The organism is Nakamurella deserti (genome assembly GCF_003260015.1).
GTDB lineage: Bacteria > Actinomycetota > Actinomycetes > Mycobacteriales > Nakamurellaceae > Nakamurella > Nakamurella deserti.
The window spans coordinates 1,383,431-1,406,883 of record NZ_QCXS01000002.1 but is presented as its reverse complement, the minus strand read 5'-3'; the positions used below and the strand labels follow the sequence as shown (position 1 = coordinate 1,406,883).

The 23,453-nt window shown below is 71.9% G+C and carries 19 protein-coding genes, 1 tRNA gene and 1 pseudogene; 9 read left to right on the top strand and 12 right to left on the bottom strand.

Features of this window, described 5'->3' with window-relative positions; genetic code table 11:
* Positions 1-22 precede the first annotated feature (22 nt).
* The 6 genes from DB033_RS06420 to DB033_RS06395 all read right to left on the bottom strand — a co-directional run bounded on the left by DB033_RS06420 (position 23) and on the right by DB033_RS06395 (position 8,440).
* Entirely contained in the window at positions 23-307 is a 285-nt protein-coding gene (locus tag DB033_RS06420) for a hypothetical protein (RefSeq protein ID WP_111765950.1), read from the bottom strand.
* A complete protein-coding gene (locus tag DB033_RS06415; RefSeq protein ID WP_111765949.1) occupies positions 304-1,218 on the bottom strand; it encodes an aldose epimerase family protein in 915 nt (304 codons plus the stop codon). The genes DB033_RS06420 and DB033_RS06415 overlap by 4 nt, the downstream gene beginning before the upstream one ends.
* On the bottom strand, positions 1,215-2,249 hold the full coding sequence (locus DB033_RS06410) for an ABC transporter permease (RefSeq protein WP_111765948.1): 1,035 nt from the start codon (positions 2,247-2,249) through the stop codon (positions 1,215-1,217). Before DB033_RS06410 ends, DB033_RS06415 begins: the two co-directional genes overlap by 4 nt.
* On the bottom strand, positions 2,246-3,787 hold the full coding sequence (locus DB033_RS06405) for a sugar ABC transporter ATP-binding protein (protein ID WP_111765947.1): 1,542 nt from the start codon (positions 3,785-3,787) through the stop codon (positions 2,246-2,248). Before DB033_RS06405 ends, DB033_RS06410 begins: the two co-directional genes overlap by 4 nt.
* An 88-nt stretch (positions 3,788-3,875) precedes the next feature.
* Entirely contained in the window at positions 3,876-4,919 is a 1,044-nt protein-coding gene (locus DB033_RS06400; RefSeq protein WP_111765946.1) for a substrate-binding domain-containing protein, read from the bottom strand.
* Between the two features lie 110 nt (positions 4,920-5,029).
* Positions 5,030-8,440 (bottom strand): DUF5107 domain-containing protein, encoded by a 3,411-nt coding sequence (locus DB033_RS06395; protein ID WP_111765945.1) that lies wholly within the window; start codon positions 8,438-8,440, stop codon positions 5,030-5,032.
* A gap of 92 nt (positions 8,441-8,532) precedes the next feature.
* Here DB033_RS06395 and DB033_RS06390 point away from each other — a divergent pair, with 92 nt between their 5' ends.
* Positions 8,533-9,411: an AraC family transcriptional regulator gene (locus tag DB033_RS06390; RefSeq protein ID WP_111765944.1), complete on the top strand. Its 879-nt coding sequence runs from the start codon at positions 8,533-8,535 to the stop codon at positions 9,409-9,411.
* Between the two features lie 328 nt (positions 9,412-9,739).
* Entirely contained in the window at positions 9,740-10,540 is an 801-nt protein-coding gene (locus DB033_RS06385; RefSeq protein WP_111765943.1) for a Type 1 glutamine amidotransferase-like domain-containing protein, read from the top strand.
* Here the strand turns inward: DB033_RS06385 and DB033_RS06380 are convergent.
* From DB033_RS06380 to orn, 4 genes and pseudogenes are all read right to left on the bottom strand, one after another.
* A pseudogene (locus tag DB033_RS06380) lies at positions 10,492-11,019 on the bottom strand (Rossmann-fold NAD(P)-binding domain-containing protein); the annotation flags it as partial. The gene DB033_RS06385 and the pseudogene DB033_RS06380 overlap by 49 nt on opposite strands.
* A gap of 13 nt (positions 11,020-11,032) precedes the next feature.
* On the bottom strand, positions 11,033-12,403 hold the full coding sequence (locus DB033_RS06375; protein ID WP_111765942.1) for an 8-oxoguanine deaminase: 1,371 nt from the start codon (positions 12,401-12,403) through the stop codon (positions 11,033-11,035).
* A gap of 109 nt (positions 12,404-12,512) precedes the next feature.
* A tRNA-His gene (locus DB033_RS06370) sits at positions 12,513-12,588 on the bottom strand.
* 63 nt (positions 12,589-12,651) lie between these two features.
* On the bottom strand, positions 12,652-13,263 hold the full coding sequence (gene orn, locus DB033_RS06365; protein ID WP_111765941.1) for an oligoribonuclease: 612 nt from the start codon (positions 13,261-13,263) through the stop codon (positions 12,652-12,654).
* Positions 13,264-13,406: 143 nt separating this feature from the next.
* Between orn and DB033_RS06360 the strand changes: the two genes are divergently transcribed.
* A complete protein-coding gene (locus DB033_RS06360; protein ID WP_205843681.1) occupies positions 13,407-15,011 on the top strand; it encodes a helicase HerA-like domain-containing protein in 1,605 nt (534 codons plus the stop codon).
* A gap of 221 nt (positions 15,012-15,232) precedes the next feature.
* Entirely contained in the window at positions 15,233-16,060 is an 828-nt protein-coding gene (locus DB033_RS06355; protein ID WP_111765939.1) for a hypothetical protein, read from the top strand.
* Positions 16,061-16,177: 117 nt separating this feature from the next.
* Here the strand turns inward: DB033_RS06355 and DB033_RS06350 are convergent, their stop codons facing one another.
* Complete coding sequence (locus DB033_RS06350; protein WP_111765938.1) at positions 16,178-17,098, bottom strand: methylenetetrahydrofolate reductase; 921 nt, start codon at positions 17,096-17,098, stop codon at positions 16,178-16,180.
* Between the two features lie 62 nt (positions 17,099-17,160).
* Positions 17,161-18,162 (bottom strand): LLM class flavin-dependent oxidoreductase, encoded by a 1,002-nt coding sequence (locus DB033_RS06345; RefSeq protein ID WP_111765937.1) that lies wholly within the window; start codon positions 18,160-18,162, stop codon positions 17,161-17,163.
* A 149-nt stretch (positions 18,163-18,311) separates the two neighbouring features.
* Here DB033_RS06345 and DB033_RS06340 point away from each other — a divergent pair, with 149 nt between their 5' ends.
* From DB033_RS06340 to DB033_RS06320, 5 genes are all read left to right on the top strand, one after another.
* Positions 18,312-19,445: an acyl-CoA dehydrogenase family protein gene (locus DB033_RS06340; protein ID WP_111765936.1), complete on the top strand. Its 1,134-nt coding sequence runs from the start codon at positions 18,312-18,314 to the stop codon at positions 19,443-19,445.
* Between the two features lie 261 nt (positions 19,446-19,706).
* Positions 19,707-20,468: a DeoR/GlpR family DNA-binding transcription regulator gene (locus DB033_RS06335; protein WP_111765935.1), complete on the top strand. Its 762-nt coding sequence runs from the start codon at positions 19,707-19,709 to the stop codon at positions 20,466-20,468.
* The gene (locus DB033_RS06330; RefSeq protein WP_111765934.1) at positions 20,465-21,442 is read left to right on the top strand and encodes a 1-phosphofructokinase family hexose kinase; all 978 of its coding nucleotides are present in this window, start codon (positions 20,465-20,467) and stop codon (positions 21,440-21,442) included. Before DB033_RS06335 ends, DB033_RS06330 begins: the two co-directional genes overlap by 4 nt.
* Positions 21,439-21,894, top strand: a complete 456-nt coding sequence (locus tag DB033_RS06325) for a PTS sugar transporter subunit IIA (protein ID WP_111765933.1) — start codon at positions 21,439-21,441, stop codon at positions 21,892-21,894. The genes DB033_RS06330 and DB033_RS06325 overlap by 4 nt, the downstream gene beginning before the upstream one ends.
* Entirely contained in the window at positions 21,891-23,399 is a 1,509-nt protein-coding gene (locus tag DB033_RS06320; RefSeq protein ID WP_111765932.1) for a PTS fructose transporter subunit IIC, read from the top strand. The genes DB033_RS06325 and DB033_RS06320 overlap by 4 nt, the downstream gene beginning before the upstream one ends.
* The last annotated feature ends 54 nt before the right edge of the window (positions 23,400-23,453 follow it).

Sequence of the window (23,453 nt, the reverse complement as noted above, 5' to 3'; positions counted from 1 at the left end):
GGATCCCGAAACCCGGGCTGCGTCAACGGTGTCGGGAGTGGCGGTCCATCCGGTGCGAGATGATGCGGTCCAGCCATCCGCGGGAGTAGCCGGTGACCAGTTCCAGCTCGCGGTAGGTCAGGCCGTCGGCCCGGGCGGCACGGACGGCGTCGTCGCGGTCCTGTTGCGCTGCGCGCAGTCGACGGGACGACGCGGCCAGTGCCTGGCGCAGCTGGGCGTGCGCCTCGGCCGCTTCCCGGTGGCGGAGGGTCGCTTCGGTGAGGTGACGGACCGACGCGGACGTGACGACCCGTTCCACGGGGGTCATCTCGCACCAGCGTCGACAGAACCGGACCGTTCGGAGCTGGCACCGCCGGGCGCCGCTCCGACCTCGGTGTGCAGCCACCAGCTGTGGTGACCGCCGGGCGGCAGCGACAGGATCCGGCCGGTGACCACCGCGGCGGCCGCGTCGTCGCCGAGACCGGTGCACGGTTCGACGGCGATGACCGGGGTCTGTGCACAGCAACCGTTGTCCCACCAGAGGCCGAGGTACGGCAGCGCCCGGGCGTCCCACCGCAGCGTCAGCACGGTACCGTCCGGGCGGATCAGAGTGGCGGTGTCCACGGCGGTCCCGGGCTGGACGAATGCTTTCACCGCCGTTCCCGCCGGCAACTCGGCGAGGACGTCCCGGTCGTCCAGCACCATCTCGCCGCGGCCGGCGGGGTGGTCGATCCGGGCCGGGATCGGCCCTCGACCGAGTACGAGTCGCGTCCCGGCCGGGGCGTCGAACTGCGGGTGCGCCGACCACAGCACGGGGGTCGGGCCCGCGGCGGCAGCGTCCGCCTCGACGGAGTAGGTCAGGCGCAGGGTCCTGCCGGTGACCTGCACGGTGCGGCGGAGGGTGAGCGGCAGGCTCGTCAGGCGCACCGACATCGTCAGGACCTCCGCGGAACTCGCCTCGATCGTCCACGGCCGCCGCCAGGCCTCGCCGTGATCGGCGAGCCGTCGGCCGTCGGGGAGCGTGGTGGCGGCGACGGAGGGGATGACCTCGTCCCAACCACCCATCCCCGGCCGGACGAACGGCGTCGTCTCCCCGGGTACCCGGTCCTCGTCGGGGGCGCGGGTCGGCGCGAGCCACTCGCGGCCGTCACAGGTCAGGCGGGTCAGGCGCCCCCCGCGCGCCGCGTCGACGACCACCCGGAGCGGCCCGTCGCCGACCGTCGACCCGGGGCCGGTCACGCGGGCAGGCCGATCCGCCGTTCGCCCGACCGGAGCTGCTGGATGACCACCGCGGCGACCAGTAGCGCGCCCTTGGCCACGTTCTGCCAGAAGCTGTTCACGCCGAGCAGGGTCATGCCGTTGGTGAGGATGCCGAGCAGGATGACCGCGAGGATGGTGCCGGCCACGGTGCCCTTGCCGCCCTTGAGGGCGCAACCGCCGAGCGCGGCCGCGGTGATCGCCTCGAGCTCCAGCCCCTCCGAGCCCGAGACGGGCTGTCCGGAGCCGGTCCTGGCGGTGATGAGGATGCCGGCGAGGGCGGCGACGGCCCCGGCGAGCATGTACGCGCCGAGGATGTAGCGGTTGATGTTGATGCCGGCGAGCCGGGCGGCGACGTCGTTGCCGCCGACGGCGTACATGGTGCGCCCGATGGTGGTGTAGCGCAGCAGGATGTGCACGGCCGCCGCGACCAGGATGAGCACCCAGATGAGCGTGGGGACACCGGCGATGGCGCCGCGGGCCAGGAAGACGAAGAACGGGTCGGCGCCGGTGTAGCCCTGCGCGCGGCCGTCGGACACCAACTGCGCCACGCCCTTGAACGCCGCCAGCGTGGCGAGGGTGGCGATGACCGGGTTGACCCGGCCGAAGACGATGATGCAGCCGTTGATCGCCCCGCAGACGATGCCGATGGCCACCGCACCGACGACGCCGAGGAACGCGCCTTGACTGGTGAAGATCATCGCCGAGGTGACCGACGCGAGACCGGCCATCGAGCCGACCGAGATGTCGAGCGCACCCATGATGATGATGACGGTCTGCACCACGGCGAGCAGTCCGGAGATCGAGATGGCGGTGCCGATCACCTTGAGGTTCTCGACGCCGAAGAAGTTGCTGTTCTGGCTGCCGATGACCACCGCGACCAATGCGATCGCGATGATGAGCGAGACGTTCTGGACGCCGATCCCGGCGATCAGCCGCCGCACCGGGGACACGGCGGACCGGGTGCTGCCGTTCGCGGTGGCCGGCGCCGGGGGGAGGAGTTTCTGGGTCATCGGAGTTCTTCTCTCTGCGCGTGCGCGGTCACTGCTGTCCGTTCGGCCATCGCCAGGGCGAGGATGCGTTCTTCGGTGGCCTCGGTGGCGGCCAGTTCGCCGCTGATCCGCCCGCCGGCCATGACGTAGATCCGGTCGGCGAGTCCTATCACCTCGGGCATCTCCGAGGACACGACGAGGACGGCCATCCCCTCGGCCGCGAGATCCTGGATGATGGCGTAGATCTCGGCCTTGGCGCCGACGTCCACGCCGCGGGTGGGCTCGTCGAGGATCAGCAGGGCGGGATTGCGGGCCAGCCAGCGCGCCAGGACGACCTTCTGCTGGTTGCCGCCGGACAGATTCTTGACGAGCTGCTCGATGGACGGGGTCCGGACCCGGAGGCGGTCGACGTACCGGCGGGCGGTGTCGGATTCGTCCCGGCGCCGCACGAAGCCGAAGCGTGACAGCCGCCCGAGAACGGCGAGTGACACGTTGTCGCGCACCGTGCGCTGCATGATCAGCGCATCCGCCTTGCGCTCCTCGGGGGCGAAACCGATCCCGGCCCGGACCGAGTCTCCGGGGCTGGAGAAGCGCTGCGGCACCCCGTGGAGCGTCAGAGTGCCACTGCTGAGGGGTACGTCGCCGACGATGGCGTGCATGAGCTCGCTGCGGCCCGCGCCGATCAGGCCGGCGACGCCGACGACTTCGCCCGCGTGCACGGTGAGGTCGATGTCGGTCACGTCGTCGGTGGTCACTGCGGTGAGCTGGAGGACCACCTCGTCGCGGGTCGTCGGTGTCCGGTCGAACAGCTGCGAGAGGTCCCGCCCGACCATCATCCGGACCAGCTGTGCCTCGTCGGTCTCCGCGGCGGGCGTGGTGCCGACCAGCTTGCCGTCGCGCAGCACGGTGACCCGGTCGGCGAGTTGGAAGATCTCCTTCATCCGGTGTGAGACGTAGCCGATGGCCTTGCCCTCGTCGCGGAGTCGACGGATCAACGCGAACAGGATGTCGACCTCCTCGTCGCCGAGCGACGACGTGGGCTCGTCGAAGCACAGGACATCGGGCCCGCCGACCAGCGCCCGCATGATCTCGGCGATCTGCCGCTGCGCCGGTGACAACCGGCGGCCGAGGGTGCGGGCGTCGATGACGCCGGCGAAGCCGAAGCGTTCGAGGTCACGGGTGGCGGTGGCGAGGAGGTTGCGCGCCCTGAAGACGCCGCCGCCGGTCGGAAGAGCCCCGACGTAGATGTTCTCGGCCACGGTGACGTGCGGGACGATCTCCGGTTCCTGGGCGATGACGCGGACCCCGGCCCGCCGGGACGTCGAGGGGTCGGCGAAGCTGACCTCGGCGCCGTCGAGCAGCAGCCGACCGCGGTCGGGCTGGTGATCGCCGGTGAGGATCTTGAGCAGCGTCGACTTGCCGGCGCCGTTCTCTCCCATCAGCGCGGTGACCTCGCCGCGGCGCAGTTCGAAGTCGACGCCGGCGAGGGCATGCACGGGGCCGAAGCTCTTGCCCACCCCGTCGGCGCGCAGCGCGACGGAGCCGTGTTCGTGGCTCATGGGGTTCCTTGGAACGGGCCCGGGAGGGCGGGATGGTGGGTGTGGTGCCGGCCGGGCCGCCGTGGCGGTCCCGGCCGGCACCGCCGGATCAGGTGCAGACGACCCCGGCGTCCTTCCAGTTCGTGCTGTCGACCATGTTCGTCTCGGCGATGGTCTTGGGCGGCATGGCCTTGCCGTCACGGATCTGGCCCACCATCGAGGTCACCGCGGCCTTGCCGACCTCGGTGCCGGAGATGAACAGTGCGGCCTTGTTCCCGGTGTCCTGGCCCGCGGCCCAGTCCTTGCAGGTCAGGTAGGCGCCCAGGCCGACGCCGATGATGTCGGCGGGGGCGACGCCGGAGTTCTGCAGGGCGGTGACGATGCCGGTCTCGTTCTCGTCGTTGCAGCCCCAGACGATCCAGTGCTTCACACCGGGGTTCGCCGTGATGGTGGCACCCGCCTTGTTCTGGGCGTCGGTGGCCGAGTTGTCGGTCCCGATGTCGATGACCTCCGGTGCCGCCGCGCCGGCCAGCGCTTCGGTGAACGCGGACTTCGCGCCGTCGACGCGCTGTCCGCACACGGACAGGTCCTGCTTGTAACCGGACAGGATCTTCACATCGGCGGCGTTCCAGCCGGCCGCGAGATACAGCTCGGCGGCGGCCTTACCGACCTCCTCACCCATGGCGGTCCCGTCGAAGCCGGTGAACGGGGCCTCCTTGCCGGCGGCGTCGGCGATCACGTCATCGGCGGCCATCAGCGGGATCCCGGCCTGGGTGGCCTTGTCGATCACCTGCGGGCCGATCTGCTGGTCCGGCACCACGATGATGATGCCGTTGACCTTCTGGGCGATGACCGAGTCGAGTTCGTTGATCGCCTTGTTGGCGTCGGTGCCCAGGTTGACGACCTTGATCTCGACGTCGCCGAGCGCCTCGGCGGCCTGCTGCGCGCCGGTGGCCTCGTCGACGAAGTACTGCTGGTCGCCCTGCTTCTGCAGGAACGCGATGGTGATCTTGCCGCTGGTCGCCGACGACGGCGCCGCCCCGGCCGTGGGGGTGGTGCTCTGGCCGGACGAGCAGGCCGTGAGGGCCAGCGACGCGGTGGCGACGGCGGCGATGGCGCGCAGCGCCGTCCGTCGGGAGGGCAGGACAGACATGAGGTGGACCTTTCTCTACGGGACGACGTGGCATCCTTGCCGGTCGCGGTGGTGCTGTCGTGCGGTCGTGCTGTCGGTGGTGCCCGCTCGATCGGGGACGGGACGCCCGGTCAGGGCACGGGGACCTCGAGACGGCCGGCGAGCCGGGATGACGAGCCCAGGTAACGCCAGTGGTAGGACATGGTCTGGTCGTCGGACAGCGCGACCACCTCGGCGTGGCCGTTGCGGATCAGCGACCACAGCGCGCGGACCTGGGCGGTGAGCAACGCGACCGCCGCCTGCTGCCGGAGCTCGGGATCCTGGACGAACAGCAGCAGGCTGGGCAGCGACGTCGCGAAATAGTCGACCACCGGCGGGGTGTCGACCAGGTCGCGTCGGTAGGCGTCGAGCGCCCCGGTCAGCGCGGCCGCGCGGTCACGCTCCCCGAGACGCAGACACGCCAGAGCCGAGTAGAAGGTCATCTCACTGTACGGATGGGTGGCCATCTGCTGGAAGTCGCCGGTGAAGTCGGCGGCGCGGCGCCAGGCGGCCGCTCCGCCCGCCGGGTCGCCGGCCGCGGTGAGTGCGTCTCCGAGTGCGAGCTCCAGGTGCGAGCGGTTGGCCAGCAGGTGCGGCGCCTCACCCAGGGACGAGGGCGGTCGGAACGCCGTCCGCAGATGATCGACCGCCGCCGTCGGGTCGCCTGCGTCCAGCGCCCGGTCGGCCTGGGCCAGGACCGCCTGGTCCCAGGCGGCGAGCACCTGTCCCTCACCGCCCTCCCACGGCTGGAACCGTCGACCGGCGATCAGCTCCCACGCCTCGTCGGCGCGCTCCGCGGCCACCAGCAGCCGGGCCAGCACGACGGTGAGATCGTCCCGGCGGGACACGATGTCACGGCGGGATTGGAGACGCCGCAGCCGTTCCGCCGGCGCGACGCCGGTGATCTCGGCGAGCTGGTCGGACTCGTACCAGAGGCGGTCGTCGTCCGGCGCCTGCTCCAGGGCCCGCCCGTAGGAAGCGACCGCCGCTGCGGTGTCGGCGGACACGTTGTACGCGGCGAGGCCGAGGTTGCGGTGCACCACCGGATCGGCCGGTCGGGCGGCCGCCGATGCCGACCAGTGCTCGAGTGCCACGTCGTACTGGCGGCGGTCGTAGAACCAGCTGCCGAGCAGCAGCCGGGCCAGCCCGTCGTCGGGCTCGGCGGCGGTGGCCGCGAGCAGCGCATCGACATCGGAGAGCCGGGACGGGAGGCACCACCGGGCGTCGGCGGCCCGCGCGGCGGCGCGGGCGTCGGCGGCCGCATCGGGCCGTCCGGTCACGTCCAGCAGGACCGCGCGGTGGTAGTGCACCAGAGGCGCGACGCCGGTCTGCCCCGCAGCGAGGCGCGCACTGCCGTCGACCGCCGAGTCGAGGACGGCGAGAGCCTCGTCGAAGAACCCGGCGGCGGCGTACTCCAGTGCCACGTCGAGCCGGGTCTGCGGGTCGTCGGTGATCATCCGCCCGGCGAGATGGGCGGTCCAGACGTCCAGCGGGTCCAGCGCCCGCGCCGCCGCCAGCAGCTCGTCGGCTTCCGCCGCTCGACCGAGCCGGCGCAGCAGGAGCACGGCCAGCGCCATCGCCTGCAGATGGTCGGCCTCCGTGCGCAGGGCCGAGCGCGCATGGTCCAGGGCCTCCTGACACCGGCCGGCCCGGGCGTCCAGCCGGGCCAGCGCGGTGTGCGCGGCGGACTGCCAGCCAGGACACCAGGCAGCGGTGCTGAGGGCCTCGTAGGCCTCCGTCGTCCGCCCCAGATGGGCCAGGGTGACACCCCACCGGTAGTGCGCGGTGCCGTCCGCCGGGTTCGGGTTGCGGGCGACGGACCGGGTCACGGCGCGCTCGAAGTAGGGCAGCGCCTCGTCGTAGCGACCGGCGTCGTGCAACCGGGCGCCGAGGGCGACGTTGCTGCGGATGTCGCCCGGGTCGCGACGCACCGCTTCGGCCCAGTACGGCTCGGGCAACCGGGTGGCGTGACGGTACTGCTCGAGGTGCAACCCGGTCAGGTAGAGCTCGTCGTTGGAGACGATGTCGCCCGGGACCGGCGGCTCGGTGGCCAGCACCGGTGCCGGGACCGGCGTACCCGGTGCCGGCCGCCACGACACCAGCTCGACGCCGCCGGCCGTGACCACCACCTCGAGGTCCGCGTCCGCGGACAACCCGGACAGCTCCACCTCCCGGACGAAGCCCGCGCCCACGGACAGTGCCGCCGCCTCGCTCCACCGGACCGCGCCGTCGGTGTCACGCAGGCTGACCACCGCGTCGGGACGGTCCGCGGTCACCGCGACGCCGACGAGACACCGCGCGCTGCCGGCCGTCGCGACCCGGGTCAGGCTCACCGCGGCGTCCCGGGTGGCCTGCGACACCGGTCCGATGCCCTGGATCGGGTACCAGAACTGGCTGAAGATCTTCGTCTCCCCGGGCGCGAGGAAGCTGAAGTCGGGCTGGTTGTCGGTGTAGGCGCCCGCCATCAACTCGACGTAGGGGCCGTCGCCGTCGGTGAGGTTCGCATCCCACGCCCAGCCGAACGGTGCGTTGCCCCAGGTCCACTGCTTCTTGCCGGGCGCGACGTGCCGGTCCGCCCAGTGCACGAAGCCCGCGCCGGCGCGGTGGTCGTAACCACCGAAGAAGTCGTCCGCGGTACCGGTCACCATGTAGGACGTGGGCACCGGGATGTTGCAGTACCAGTCCAGCCGGTCCGCGTCCGGGGACGCCGGATCGGCGGCGCGGGCGGCGTAGTCGACTCCGTAGTACCGGCCGGTGGCCCGCGGGAAGGTGGTGACCGCACGCTTGGCGTGGTCGGCGACGTGCGTGACGTCGGTGGGGAAGAACGACTGGTAGTCCTCGTGCACGGCGGCGGCGACGTTGGCCCACCACAGGAAGGTCTGCCGCTGCTCCGTCCGGTTGTACAGGCGCACCCGCACCTCGATGACCGAACTGTCCGGCCGGAGCCGGATGCCGTGCATTCCCTTCATCCGGGCCATCGGATCGTGGTCGGAGCACCAGACGGTCACACTGCCGTCGTCGTCGGCCTCGATGGACACGTCGGTGGGCAGGAAGGTGGCCGGCCGGTGGTGTTGCGGCCAGTTGAACTCCACCCCTCCCGCGATCCACGGCCCGGCGAGTCCCACCAGCGCCGGTTTGATGACGTTGTTGCGGTAGAAGAAGTCGTAACCGGTGATCCGGTCCAGGCCGACGTGGATCCGGCCGCCCAGCTCCGGCAGGATCATCAACCGGACGAAGCGGTTCTCCAGGTGCACGGCCTGCCAGCGGTGGGGTCGCTTGACTGGATCGATGCGCTCGCAGAACGGCAACGGGTACACCCGCCCGGACGACCCCTGGTAGACACGGTTCTCGAGGAACGCGGGGTAGCGGTCCGGCGCCGCCGGCAGATAGGTGTCGATGTCCACGGGCTCGGACCAGGCGGCGACGCCGACCCCGTCGAGGTGACCGGGCCGCGGCGGCAACACCAGGCGGGACTCGTCACCGATTGCGTCGTCGTTGAGCATGGCGCAACCGTAGCGACGGGTGGAGGCGGCGGTGAATGTCCGATCCGCTGAGATAGCTGGACGAAACGACGATCACCGCGCAGTATCGGTGGGTGCTCATCGCCGACGGGTTCCCCGGTCAACGACTGCGGGTGCTGCCACGGCCCGCGGTCGGTCAGGCGCTGTCGGCGCCCCTCACGGGCCGGCTCCTGGTCACCGACGCCGGCCACTTCCCGCACGCCGCGCAGCACGGGATGACACGACCGGACGGTGTTCCCCAGACGGTGGTGATCCTGTGCTCGTCGGGTCTCGGTGCGGTGACGGTCGACGGCGCCGAACATCGGGTCTGGCCCCGTCAGGTGGTGGTGCTACCGGCCCACCGGCCGCACAGCTATGCGGCCGATCCGGACGATCCCTGGACGATCTGGTGGCTGCACGTGGCCGGCGCCGACGTGCCGGAGTTGCTCCGGGCGACCCGGCTCACCGCGGAACGCCCGGTCTCCGGAACCCACGACTTCGACGAGATGGTCGCGCTGGTCCGCGACATCCTCGATCGGATGGAGCGCGACGAGACCCGCCGCAACCTGATCGCCGCATCCGGCGCGGCCTGGAACCTCCTGGCGCTGCTGGCTGCCGGACCGACCGAGGCCGGGCGTCCGGTGACCGCGGGGACCACCGCGGTGGAACAGGCGCGGGCGCACATCCGCGCCCACCTGTCGGAACGAGTCGCCGTGGCGGAACTCGCGGCGCAGGCCGGGTTCTCGACCTCCCACTTCGCCGCTCTGTTCCGCCGACAGACCGGCTGCGCGGTGCACCAGTACCAGACGCAGCTGCGGATGGCGGTGGCCCGCGAACTGCTGGACACCACCGACCGCCCGGTCGTCGCCGTCGCCACCGCAGCCGGGTACTCCGATTCGTTCTACTTCGCGCGTCAGTTCCGGGCGGTGCACGGGATGACCGCGAGTGCCTACCGGGCGCAGCGCAAGGGCTGATCAGCGGCCCCTCCGGGTCGTGACCTGCCTGCCCGGTCGACTCCGGCTGCGGGTGGTGGACAGTAGGCGAACCGCCGGTCGCACGGAGGTCCGGAGGGTGATCGCCCCGCCACGCCCGCCGGCCGGTGCAGGTGAAGCCCCCAGCTCAGGCAGGACGGTCGGCCGGTGGTTCCCCGGCCTTCCGGCGCAGGGCGGAACGCAGCCCGAGCCGCCGGGCAACCGACGCATCCGGGTCGCTGCCGCTCGCCGTCGGGGACCGACGGGGAGCGGGGCGGCGACGGCGGAGTCGCCCCGGACCTCCACCGGTGCCTCGGGCAGACTCTGCGGCATGGAGCCTGGGATCTTCCTCGTCGGTGGTGGTTGGTCGGACGCGCACCGGGATGCGCTGTGGGGGCCGTTCCTGTGGCGCGCAGCCGAACGGGCGGCCGGTGAAGCGCCGAGGATCGCGTGCGTCGTCATCGACGAGGGGGACGGCGCGGAACAGGTCCAGCGGTGGGCCGACGTGCTGGTGCGGACGGCGGCCTGCACACCGGTGCCGGTCCTGATCCCGTCGGGGTCGCCGCTGTCCGACGAGCGACGATCGATCGTGGCGGCGGCGCACGGCCTGCTGATCTGCGGCGGGCTGACGCCGGCGTATGCGGAGTCTCTCGCCCCCGCAGGCGATCTCATCCGTGCGCAGGTGGCCGCGGGTGTGCCCTACGCGGGATTCTCGGCCGGCGCCGCGGTGGCTGCGGACCGCGCCGTGGTCGGCGGCTGGCGTGATCGGGGGGTCCCGGTCTGCCCCGAGGACGCCGGTGAAGACCTGGACGAGGTCACCGTGGTGGACGGTCTGGGCCTGGTGCCGTTCGCGGTGGACGTGCACGCCGCCCAATGGGGCACCCTCGGACGCCTTGTCGCCGCGGTGGCCGGCGGACAGGTCGGGAGTGGGATGGCCCTGGACGAGGACACCGTGCTGCAGGTCGCCCTCGACGGTTCCGCCACCGTCGCGGGGGCCGGGCGGGTGCACCTCGTCCGGCCATCCGGTGACGGTGCCGGCGGCGCGCACGTCACCTCGTTCGCGGGCGGTGCGCCCGTCGACGCTCAGCGGATGCGCGCGGTCAGCAGATCGGCCAGCCCGATGCGGTCGTAGAACTCCCGGCGCACCCGGTCACCGACCTCGTTGACGACCTCCGCGCCGTCGTCGGCGGGGTCGACGTGGACCCTGTAGGGGCGCGCACCGCGAGGAGCGTCCACGGCGGCGACGATGACCCGCGCGACCTCGGCCGGGTCGGCGTCGGGCGGGGCGAGCTCTGCCAGTCCGGCTCCGATCTGGGCCGTCAACCCCGCGTAGCGCTCGTCGTAGGCGGCGGCGACCTCGGCGTCGGCGGGATGTCCGGCATGCGCGAAGTGTTCAGTGCCGGTGGTGAAGGACCCGGGCACCACGATGGTGGTCTCGATGCCGAACCGCGCGAGCTCGGCGGCGTAGCTCACGGCCAGGGAGTCCTCGGCGGCCTTGGCCGCGAAGTACGGCGCGAGGTAGGGCGGGGTGCCACCGCGGGTGCTGGTCGATCCGACCCAGACCAGCAGACCCTGTACGTCGAGAGGCCGCCCGGAGCGCCGGATCCGCGGTGGTGGGAGGGACTCAGCGTGCGGCCAGCCGCCGGGCGGCCGTCCCGGACCGGCGCGCGAGGGCCTCGGCGTCGACCCGTTGGAGCGTGTCGTGCTCCACCACCGGCACACCGTCGACGACCAGCAGCCGCAGCGGCTGCCGGGAGCCGAACACCACGGCGCACACCGGGTCGGCGATGTCCACCGAGCCCAGGTCGTCGACCCGCCAGACGGCGACGTCGGCGAGCTTGCCGACCTCCAGCGAGCCCAGGTCGGCGGAGCGACCCAGCACCTGGGCGCCGCCGAAGGTGGCCATCCGCAACGCCTGTCGCGCGGTCATGGCCTCGGGACCGCCGCGGAGGCGGGCCACGAGCAACGCCTGGTGCGGTTCCTCGACGAGGCGGCCGGACTCGTTGGAGGCGGCACCGTCGACGCCCAGGCCGACCTGCACGCCGGCGGCCAGCATGTCCGCGACCGGGGCGATCCCCGAGCCCAGTCGGCCGTTGGACGTCGGGCAGTGCGCCACCGACGTCCCCGTGGCCGCGAAGGTGGCGATGTCGCGCTCCGACGGCCACACGCTGTGGGCGAACCAGACGTCCGGACCCAGCCAGCCCAGGTCGGCGATGTAGTCGACCGGGGTGCGGCCGAAGGTCTCGAGGCAGAAGTCGTTCTCGTCGCGCGTCTCGCACAGGTGCGTGTGCAGCCGCACGCCGTGGCGGCGGGCGAGTTCGGCGGCACCGGTCATCAGCTCCGCGGTGACCGAGAACGGCGAACACGGGGCGACGCCGATCTGCAGCATCGCATCAGGGCTCGGGTCGTGCCAGGTGGTGATGGCCAGTTCGGTGGCCAGCAGGGCCTTCTCGGTGTCCTCGACGACCGAGTCCGGCGGCAGCCCGCCCGCCGACCGTCCGAGGTCCATGGAGCCGCGGGTGGGGTGGAAGCGGATGCCGACGTCGCGGGCACCGCGGATCTCGGCGGCGAGCAGATCGCCGCCGTCGCGCGGGAAGACGTAGTGGTGGTCGGTGGTCAGGGTGCAGCCCGACAGCGACAACCAGCCGAGGTTGGCTGCGGCGGCGGCGTGCACCGCCTCCTCGTCGAGCCGCTCCCACACCGGGTACAGCGTGGTCAGCCAGCCGAACAGGCCGCTGTTCTGGGCGTAGCCGCGGGTGATCCACTGGTAGAGGTGGTGGTGGGTGTTCACCAGGCCGGGGGTGCTCAGGGTGCCCCGCCCGTCGATGGTGCGGGTGGCCACCCGCAGCCACTCGGCGGGCGCGGGCCCGGGGCCCACCGCCACGATCCGGTTGCCCTGCAGGACGAGATGGCCATCGGCGTACTCGGTGTCGCCGGCGTCGACGGTGGCGATCGCACCGCCGGCGATGACGGTCACCTCGAGCGCGGTCTGCATCGGTGGGCCTCTCGACACCCGGCCGGGGCCGGAAACGGGAACAGGGCCGTGCCGCGAGGCGACCTCGCTGACACGGCCCTGTCGGATACCGGTACTGCCAACCACTGCATGGGGCGATCGACGGGACTTGAACCCGCGACCACCGGCACCACAAGCCAGTGCTCTACCAGCTGAGCTACGACCGCCATGCTGGCCGCCGAAACGACCGGGGATCAGCTTACCCGAACGGAAGCCGTGCTCCGAACCGGTCAGGCCATCCCGTCGGCCGCGAGCAGGGTCGCGGCCACCGCCTGGGCTTCCTCGCTGGTCGGCCCGGGGGCGGCGACGAACGCGGTCTGCCGGTAGTAGGCCAGCTCCCGGATGGACTCCTTGATGTCGGCCAGCGCCCGGTGCGCCATGCCCTTCGCGGGCTGGGCGAAGTAGATGCGCGGGTACCAGCGCCGGCACAGCTCCTTGATCGACGACACGTCGATCATCCGGTAGTGCAGATGCTCGTCCAGTTCCGGCATGTCGCGGGAGATGTAGCCGCGGTCGGTCCCGATGGAGTTGCCGGCCAGCGGCGCCGTCCGCGGATCGGGGACGAACTCGCGGATGTAGGCGAGCACCTGCTCCTCGGCCTCCCGCAGGGTCACCGTGGACCGCCGCACCTCCTCGGTCAGTCCCGACGCGGCGTGCATCGCCACCACCACCTCCGGCATCCCGGCCAGCGCCTCGTCGTCGGCGTGGATCACGATGTCCACACCGTCGCCGAGGATGTTGAGATCGGAGTCGGTCACGAGGGCCGCGATCTCGATCAGCGCGTCCTTCTTCAGATCGAGCCCGGTCATCTCGCAGTCGATCCACACCAGCCTGTCGTTCATCCGACGAATGCTAGTGCGCCGGGACTGGCCCATTCGGGACGAGACCGGCGCGTTCGCCCGCACACCGTGGGCGGCGACGACGGATGGCTAGGCTGCCTGGCGTGGCCGGCGACGCCCCGAGCGGCCCGGGAGGCGGAAGACCCATGACGGACCCCACCACCGCAGGCCCCGCGGCCACGTCCGCCGAGGCCACCCGGCGCATCGCCGACGGTTACCGCAGCGAGGGTGCCGCGGTCACCCTCGGCGCCGTGGTCGTCGACGGCCGGGTCGATCCGCACGCGCAGGTGTCCGTCCCGCTGGCGATGTTCAACCGGCACGGCCTCGTCGCCGGCGCTACCGGCACCGGGAAGACGAAGACGCTGCAGCTCATCGCCGAGCAGCTGTCGGCGGCCGGCGTCCCCGTCTTCATGCCCGACGTCAAGGGTGACCTGACCGGGTTGGCCGTCGCGGGCACCGCCGACGACCGCATCACCACCCGTGCCGCCGAGACGGGCGACAGCTGGCAGGGCTCGTCCTGTCCGGTCGAGTACCTGTCGATCGCCGGTCAGGGCACCGCCATCCCGGTCCGGGCCAGCATCGACAGCTTCGGGCCGATCCTGCTGTCGAAGGTCCTCGACCTGAACGGCACCCAGGAATCGACGCTCGGGCTCATCTTCCACTGGGCCGACGACCAGCACCTGCCGCTGCTGGACCTGAAGGACCTGCGGTCGGTGATCATGCACCTCACCAGCGCGGCCGGGAAGGCCGATCTCGAGGGACTCGGCGGGGTGTCGAAGGCCACCGCCGGCGTGATCCTGCGGGCGCTGGCCAACCTCGACGCCGACGGCGGTGACGTCTTCTTCGGCGAGCCGCAGCTCGACGTCGCCGATCTGATGCGGGTGATCGACGGGCGCGGGGTGATCTCGCTGCTGGACGCGCGGCTCGTGCAGACCCGGCCGGCGCTGCTGTCGACGTTCCTGATGTGGCTGCTGTCGGAGCTGTTCGAGCAGCTGCCCGAGGCCGGCGACCCGGACCGGCCCCGCCTGGTGTTCCTCTTCGACGAGGCGCACCTGCTCTTCGCCGACGCGTCCAAGGCCTTCCTGACCGCGGTGCAGCAGACGGTGAAGCTCATCCGGAGCAAGGGCGTCGGTGTGTTCTTCTGCACCCAGCTGCCCACCGACGTGCCCGCCGGGGTGCTGTCGCAGCTCGGTGCCCGCGTCCAGCACGCGCTGCGCGCGTTCACCCCGCAGGACCAGGAGGCGTTGGCCACCACGGTCAAGACGTACCCGACGACGACGGACTACGACCTGGCCACCGCGTTGACCAGCCTGGGTACGGGGGAGGCCATCGTCACCGTGCTCTCCGAGTCCGGGGCACCGACACCCGTCGCCTGGACCCGGATCCGAGCACCCCGGTCGCTGATGGGGCCCGCGCCGGCCGACCAGGTCACCGCCGCCGTCGCCGCGTCGCCGTTGCGGGCGACGTACGCCACCGCGGTCGACCGCGACTCCGCCTACGAGATGCTCACCGCCCGTCTCGCCCCGCCGCCCGCACCTGCACCTGCACCTGCACCGACACCGACGCCGACGCCGGCACCCACCGACCGGCCCGCGCCGAACCGGGTTCCCGACCCGGCGCCGGAGGAGGGCGGCCTGTTCGGCGAACTCGCGCAGAACCCGGCGGTGAAGGCGTTCTGGAAGTCGCTGGGGACCGCCGTCGGCGGCGCGCTGGGCCGCAGCGTCACCGGAACCCGGCGGCGGCGCCGCTGATCGATCGCGGTCGGCGCAGCGGTCGGCGGGGTCGGCGCGGTGGCCGCGGTCGACGCGTTCGGTGCGGCCGGCGGCGGCGATGGGCGGCGGTCGGTGTGGTCGGGGAACCATCGCCCCGTCCCGGGGCGTTGACCGGGTGTCGGCTGGTCGCCGCGACGGGTAGGGACGAGACGTCGGGCGGACAGCCCCGCCCGTACCCGACGAATCGAAAGGCCCCACCCGTGACCCTGTTCTGGATCGCCGTCATCGCGGTGATCGTGCTCGGTGGTGTCTACCTGGCACGGTCCCGCAGTTCCGACAGCAGGAACACCCTGGCCGACGCCGCGGCGGAGGCCCGCCGCTGGGTGGAGCGACTCGGTGGTCAGGTCTACTCGTTGGACGCCGGCGGGAACGCCGCGGCCAAGCAGGCCATCGCCGATGCCTCGGAGCGGTTCACCGCCGCTGGGTCACAGGTCGAACAGGCGACCACCGTGCAGCAGTACCGGCTCGCCCAGCAGACCGCCTACGAGGGTCTGTACTACATCGCCGCCGCCCGTACGACGCTCGGCCTGGATCCCGGTCCCGAGCTGCCGCCCATCCCCGGGCAGGCACAGGCCGGCGCGGTCACCGAGCAGCGGCGGGTCGAGGTCGAGGGACGTGAGTACGAGGCCTCGCCGGAGGCCACGTCGACGGCCCGCAACTTCTACCCCGGCGGCATGGTCGCGGGACGGCCGGTGCCCCGCGGTTGGTACTCCGAGCCGTGGTGGAAGCCCGCGCTGGTGGCCGGCGCCTGGGGAGTCGGTGCGTTCATGCTCACCAGCGCGCTCTTCGGCGGGATGGCCGGCAACGCCTACGCCGACGGGTACGCGGACGGCGCGAGTGACGGCGGCGACGGCGGAGCAGGCGACGGCGGCGGTGATGCCGGTGACGGGAGTGGCTACGACGGTGCGGCCGACACCGGTGGGGACTACGGCGACACCGGCGGCGGCGACTACGGCGGGGACTTCGGCGGGGGCGATTTCGGTGGCGGCGATTTCGGTGGCGACTTCGGCGGTGGCATGGACTTCTGACCCGCGTGCTCCCGGGCGGCCCGACCCTGACCCCGGACGGGTGCAGTTCCCGTCCGGCGGGTCGGGACCGCCACCAGAGCGCCGCCGGGTCAGGGCGGAGCCCGTCGGCTCACGGCGTCAGTCGTCGAGAACCGACCGCAGCACCGTCGCCAGCTGGATGGCCGCCTCGATCTCCACCCGGCGGGTGGAGACGCTCTCGACGTTGATCCCCACCGGTACCCCCAGACGCCGGCAGTAGGTGAGGATGTCGAGTCCGACGACGCGGGCGTGGGTCATCGACGCCGCCAGCGTGTCGTCCGAGCGGTGCAGATCGCGCTGCATCCACCGTGGCACGTGGACGCCGAGCCAGCCCAGGAACTCGAGTGTCTTCAGCGACCCGCAGACCGACAGCGTCCAGACGACGGGGCGCGGCGCCACCCCACGGGCGTCGCACTCGTCCCGGTAGTCCGACACGAGGTTCTTGGCGGCGTCGGCGTTGTAGAGGACCTGGCTGACGAAGAACGAGCACCCGGCGTCCTGCTTGTCCAGCATCCGGAGGTGCTCGTCCCCCCGGTCGTCGTGGCGCTCGGGGATCGCGACGGCGCCGGTGACGAGGTCGGGCCGCACCTGTCGCCGCAGTTCGTGGGCGCGCGGCAACGACGTGAGGCCGGGACGCTGCCGGGAGGACGCGCCCACCAGCACCGTCGCGACCCGGTCGACGGGCTGGTCCTGCATCCAGGTGCGCAGGTCGGACTGGGTGTGCTTGCCGACCGCGCGGTACACGACCGCCGGCTTCCGCCAGCCGGTGAGGTGGCCGGTCAGGTAGTCACCCGGATCGAGGGTCGACCGGAACGGGAACGGCCGCTCGGCCGGGTTGCGGTCCTGTTCGTCGAGGATGTCGTAGAGGACGACGCCGTCCGGATCCAGCGACCGCAGGCGGCCCGCCGTCGCGTCCGCGATGCGGCGGAGGTCGTCGGGCGCCGCCGAGGCCCTCGGCGGGGTGATCCCGAAGCAGAGGAAGCCGCCTTCACCCGTACGCAACCGCTCCACAAGATCCACCCGCCGACCCTAGACGGCGCGGCCCGCCGACGACGTCGGCGGACCGGCGGCACGCGGCGTGCTCAGAAGCCGTCGGCGGCGATCTTGGCGATCAACTCGTACGACCGCACCCGGTCCTCGATGTCGTAGACCTGCGAGGTGATCATCAGCTCGTCGGCCCGGGTGCGCTCGAGCAGCTCGCCGAGTTGACGCCGGACGGTGTCCGGCGACCCGAGGGCCTGGCCCACCCGGCGCTCGGCCGCGAAGTCCTCCTCGAAGGCGTCGAACTCGTACTCCGCCGCGACGGCGGGGGAGTCCATCGCCTGGGGGCGGCCCGACCGCAGCCGCAGGAACGACAGCAGTCCGGGCTTGGCCAGATAGGCGGCGTGCTCGTCGGTGTCGGCCGCCACGGCGTTCACCGCCACCATCGCGTGCGGCGCCGACAGCCAGCGGGACGGCTGGAAGCTCTCGCGGTACAACGCCAACGCCGGCTCGGTGTTGCGGCTGGAGAAGTGGTGCGCGAAGGAGAACGGCAGCCCGAGGTGGCCGGCGAGCTGGGCGCTGTAGCCGCTCGACCCGAGAAGCCAGATCTGCGGCGGCGTCTCGGCCTGCGGCACGGCCATCAACCGGGCCGGGTCACCGTCCAGCATGCCGATGACCTCGGCCAGTTCCTGCGGGAAGTCCTCCGCCGACAGCCCCTCCACCGTCCGGCGCAGGGCCATCGCCGTGCGCTGGTCGGCGCCCGGAGCGCGGCCGATCCCGAGGTCGATCCGGCCGGGGTGCAGAGCGGCGAGCATTCCGAACTGCTCGGCGATCACCAGCGGGGCGTGGTTGGGCAGCATGACCCCACCGGACCCCAGCGAGATCGTGCTCGTGTGCGCGGCCAGGTGGGCCAGCAGCACCGCCGGCGAGGAGCTGGCGATACCGGGCATGTTGTGGTGCTCGGCCACCCAGAACCGCCGGTAGCCGAACTCCTCGGTCCGGCGCGCCAACTCGGTGGTGTGGCGCAGGGCTTCGGCGCCGCCTGCCGCACCGGCGGCTTTCGCGACGGGGGAGAGTTCGAGGACGGAGAGCGGCACGGTCATGTCGGGGTCAACGGCGCCTCCGACGGGGGTATTCCAATAGGCCGGCGCCTTCCATGTCGTCAAGCAGTAGGATGTCCGAGTATCGGAACCACTGTCGAATCCGTCGCGAGCTCGACGGCGAGCGGACGGACGGAGAGGACGGCGCGGCGATGTTCGACATGACCGACGACCAGCGGGCGATCGTGGAGGCCTGCCGGGACTTCTCCGATCGGGAGATCGCCCCACACGCCCTCCGGTGGGACGCCGAGAAGCACTTCCCGGTCGAGACCCTCCGCAGGAGCGCCGATCTCGGTCTCGGTGGCATCTACATCGCCGAGGAGCACGGTGGCTCGGCGCTGAGCCGCGTCGACGCCGCGCTCATCTTCGAGACGCTGTCGACGGGATGTCCGACGGTCGCGGCGTACCTGTCGATCCACAACATGGTCGGCTGGATGATCGACGCCCACGGCACGGTCGAGCAACGGGCCCGTTGGTTGCCGCGACTGTGCTCGATGGAGGACCTGGGCAGCTACTGCCTCACCGAACCCGGGGTCGGGTCGGACGCCGGCAACCTGACCACCCGCGCCGTCCCCACCGACGACGGCTACGTCCTCACCGGGGTGAAGCAGTTCATCTCCGGCGCCGGCGCGACCGACGTCTACATCGTGATGGCCCGCACGAGCAACGAGGGCTCGCACGGCATCTCGGCGTTCGTGGTGGAGAAGGACATGCCCGGCCTGTCGTTCGGGCCGAACGAGGCCAAGATGGGGTGGCGTGCCCAGCCGACCCGGCAGGTCATCCTGGACGAGGTCCTGGTGCCGGCGGCGAACCGGCTCGGCGGCGAGGGCGACGGCTTCCGGCTGGCCATGCGCGGACTGAACGGCGGTCGCATCAACATCGCCGCGTGCTCACTCGGCGGTGCGCAGGCGGCGTTCGACCGGGCCGTCGCCTACATGAAGCAGCGGCGGGCCTTCGGCAGTGATCTGACCTCGTTTCAGGCCCTGCAGTTCGCGCTCGCCGACATGGCCACCCAGTTGGAGGCGGCCCGGTTGCTGCTGTGGCGCGCGGCAGCCGCGCTGGACTCCCGCGATCCCCGTCAGGTCGAGCTGGCCGCGATGGCCAAGAAGTTCGTCACCGACGTGGGGTTCGAGGTGGCCAACCGCGCGTTGCAGCTGCACGGCGGCTACGGCTACCTCTCCGAGTACGGCATCGAGAAGATCGTGCGCGACCTGCGGGTGCACCAGATCCTCGAAGGCACCAACGAGATCATGAGCGTCATCATCGGGCGGGCCGTGTCGCGCTGAGCGGCCGCGCTGCGCCCCGTCCGCACCGCCCGATCGGGTCGGCGGCTGACGCGCCGAACCTGCCGTCTGGGTAGACAATGACCAACGAAGCGCTGGGTGAGCCAGTGGATACGCCGAACGAGTGATCCGGACCGTATTCGCGTTGACTTCCCACATGAACGGGACTAAACAAAAACAAGCAGACATCACGCGGACGATGACCTGCGCACGGACGGTCGGTGGCACTCGAGGTGCCACACACGCACAGACGACGGAGTCGGGGTGTACGCAGCGGAGCGGCAGGCGCAGATCCTGCAGGCCGCACGGTCGCTGGGCCGTGTGGAGGTCCTCGCGCTGGCCACCCGGATGGACGTCACCCCGGAGACCGTGCGCCGCGATCTGACCGCCCTGGAGCGTCTCGGCGTGCTGCGGCGTGTGCACGGCGGCGCGATGCCGGTGGAGCGCTTCGGCTTCGAACCTAACGTCGCCATGCGGGAGAACCAGTTCTCCGCCGAGAAGGACCGCATCGGCAAGGCCGCGCTCGACGAACTCCCGGACGGTGGCTCGCTGATCCTCGACGCCGGCACGACGACGGTCCGGCTGGCCAGCCTGCTGCCCACTGACCGGAAGTTCACCGTCGTCACCCATTCGCTGCCGGTCGCCTCGGCTCTGGCCGGTTACGCCAACATCACGCTGCACCTGCTCGGCGGCATCGTCCGGGGCATCACGTTGGCCGCCGTCGGCGACTGGGCGTTGCGCAACATCGCCGACGTCAGCGTCGACGTCGCCTTCCTCGGGATCAACGGCATCACCACCGAGCGTGGCCTGACCACGCCGGATCTCGGTGAGGCGCAGGTCAAACGGGCGCTCGCCCGAGCCGCCCGGCGCACCGTCGTGCTCGCCGACCACAGCAAGTTCGGACGCACCGAGTTCGCCCGGGTGTCGGGCCTGGACGAGGTCGACACCATCATCACCGACAGCGATCTCGACGCGGAGACCGCGTCGGACATCGAGGTCGCCGGCCCGAGAGTGGTGCGCGCATGATCCTGACCGTGACCCCCAATCCCAGCGTCGACCGGGCACTGGACGTCGCCGAGCTCGAGGTCGGCGAGGTCAACCGGGCGCTGCGTGCGCACCTGGACGCCGGCGGCAAGGGCATCAACATCTCGCGGGCGTTCGTGCTGCACGGGGTCGACACCGTCGCGGTGTTCCCGGCCGGTGGTCCCGACGGCGCGCTGCTGACCTCCGAGCTCGCCGCCAGACACGTTGCGGTCGAACCCGTCCCGATCGCGGGCACGATCCGCAGCAACATCACCCTGGTCGACGCGGCGGGGGAGACCACCAAGATCAACGCACCCGGCCCCACCCTGTCCGGCGACGAGCGCGAGGCGCTGCTCGCCGCGGTCGACACGCACCTGAGCGGCGACGTCAGCTGGGTCGTCGGAGCCGGTAGTCTCCCGGCCGGGGTCGGCGCCGACTTCTACGTCCAGGTCGCCGACCGGGCCACGTCCAAGGGGGTGCGGTTCGCGTTGGACACGTCCGGGGAGCCGTTCGCCGCCGCCGCGGCGGCCGGTGGGATGACCCTGATCAAGCCCAACGAGGAGGAACTCGGTGACCTCCTCGGCCGCGAGCTGACCACCGTCGGTGAGGTCGTCGACGGCGCCCGCGAGGTCATGGCCGGCGGACCGCACGGCGCCATCGACACCGCCCTGGTCAGCCTCGGAGCGGCCGGCGCCCTGCTCGTGACCGCCACGCACACGTGGTGGGCCGCGGGCCCGCCCCTGACGCCGCTCTCCACCGTCGGAGCCGGCGACACCACCCTGGCCGGCTACCTCAGCGTCGCCGCCGACCCCGACCACGACCCCGCGGATGCCCTCCGTACAGCCATCGCCTGGGGACGCGCGGCTGTCCTACTACCCGGGAGCGCCGCTCCCGGCCCCGAGCAGATCGACCGGGCCGCGGTGACCGTCGTGGCCGAACCCGACTCAGCCCTACCACTGAAGGAGCTACACGTATGAGCACTCCGCTGATCACCCCCGAACTCGTGGGCATCGATCTGACCGGCACCGACCGCGACGACGTCACCCGCCAGCTCATCAACCTGATGGCTGCCGCCGGTCGCGTGACCGACGCCGACGGCTTCCACGCCGACGTGCGGGCCCGCGAGGCGCAGATGGCCACCGGCATGCCCGGCGGCGTCGGCCTCCCGCACGCCCGCTCCGAGCACGTCACCGTGCCGAGCCTGGCGGTCGGCCGCGTCCCGGCGGGCGTGGACTTCGGTGCCCCCGACGGCCCCGCAAACCTGATCTTCCTCATCGCGGCGCCCGCCAGCGGCGGCTCCGAGCACCTGAAGATCCTGGCCTCGCTGGCCCGCCGGCTGGTGCACGACTCCTTCCGGTCGTCGCTGCTCAACGCCGCCGACGCCCAGGAAGTCGCCGACATCGTGTCCCGAGAGGTCGTCGTCTCATGAAGTTCGTCGGGGTCTCCTCGTGTCCGACGGGGATCGCGCACACCTACATGGCCGCCGAGGCCCTCGAGCAGGAGGCCAAGGCCCAGGGTCACGAGATGGTCGTCGAGACGCAGGGCTCGGCGGGCACCATCCCGCTCGATCCCGAGCTGATCGCCGAGGCCGACGCCGTCATCTTCGCCGCGGACCTGGAGGTCCGTGACAAGGAGCGGTTCGCCGGCAAGCCCACCGTCGACGTCGGCGTCAAGAAGGGCGTGCACGACGCGAAGGGCGTCATCGCCCAGGCGGTCGCCGCCGTCGAGGCCGCCCGCGCCAACCCGCAGGCCGCGGCCACCTCCGTCGCCGCCGCCACACCGCACCCGGCCGCGCGGCCGGAGCCGGTGCGCGGTGGCAGCCGCATCCGGCAGTACCTGATGACCGGCGTGTCGTACATGATCCCGTTCGTCGCGGCCGGTGGCATCCTCATCGCCCTCGGCTTCATGATCGGTGGCTGGGAGATCGCGCTGGCACCCGAGTCGGGCGGCATCAGCCAGGCCATGGTGGCCACCGACTTCCAGTGGGGCGACCACCGCTACTGGGGTGCGCTGCTGCTGACGCTCGGTCAGTTGACCTTCGCCTTCCTGCTGCCCGCGCTCTCCGGCTACATCGCCTACGCCATCGCCGACCGGCCCGGCCTCGTCCCCGGCTTCGCCGGTGGTGCGGTCGCCGGTCTCGTCGGGGCCGGCTTCCTGGGTGCGCTCGTCACCGGTTTCCTGGCCGGTTTCCTGGCCCGGTGGATCTCCGGGTGGAAGGTCGCCAAGGGCGTGCGCGGCGTGATGCCGGTCGTGGTCACACCGCTGCTGGCCACCCTCATCACCGGCCTGGTGATGATCCTGATCCTCGGCCGTCCGCTCAAGTGGATCCTGGACAGCCTGACCACCTGGCTGCAGGGTCTGGGGACCGGCAGCGCCGTGGTCCTGGGCCTCATCCTCGGCCTGATGATGTGCTTCGACCTCGGTGGCCCGCTCAACAAGACCGCCTACGTCTTCGCCACCACCGGCCTGGCCTCCGCCGCGGCGGCGTCGGGCAACACCATCCAGTTCCAGATCATGGCCGCGGTCATGGGCTCGGGCATGGTGCCGCCGCTGGGCATGGCCCTGGCCACCACCGTGCGCAGCAAGCTCTTCACCCCGGTGGAGCGCGAGAACGGCAAGGCCGCCTGGCTGCTCGGGCTGTCCTTCATCTCCGAGGGCGCCATCCCGTTCGCGGCGGCGCACCCGCTGGTGGTCATCCCGTCCTCGATGGTCGGCGGCGGCGTCACCGGCGCGCTGATCATGGCCTTCGGGTCCGGCGTGCGGGCCCCGCACGGTGGCATCTGGGTCACCCCGCTGATCACCAGCCCGTTCCTGTTCCTGCTGGCGCTGGTCATCGGCACGCTCATCACCGCCGCCCTCGTCGTGCTGCTGATGAGCAACAAGCAGCGCAAGACCCTGGCGGCCGACGAGAAGAGCGTCGCGGTCGCAGCATAGGGTGTGACCGTCGTCTCCCGGGGTGGACCGCACGCGCGGTCCACCCCGCGACGG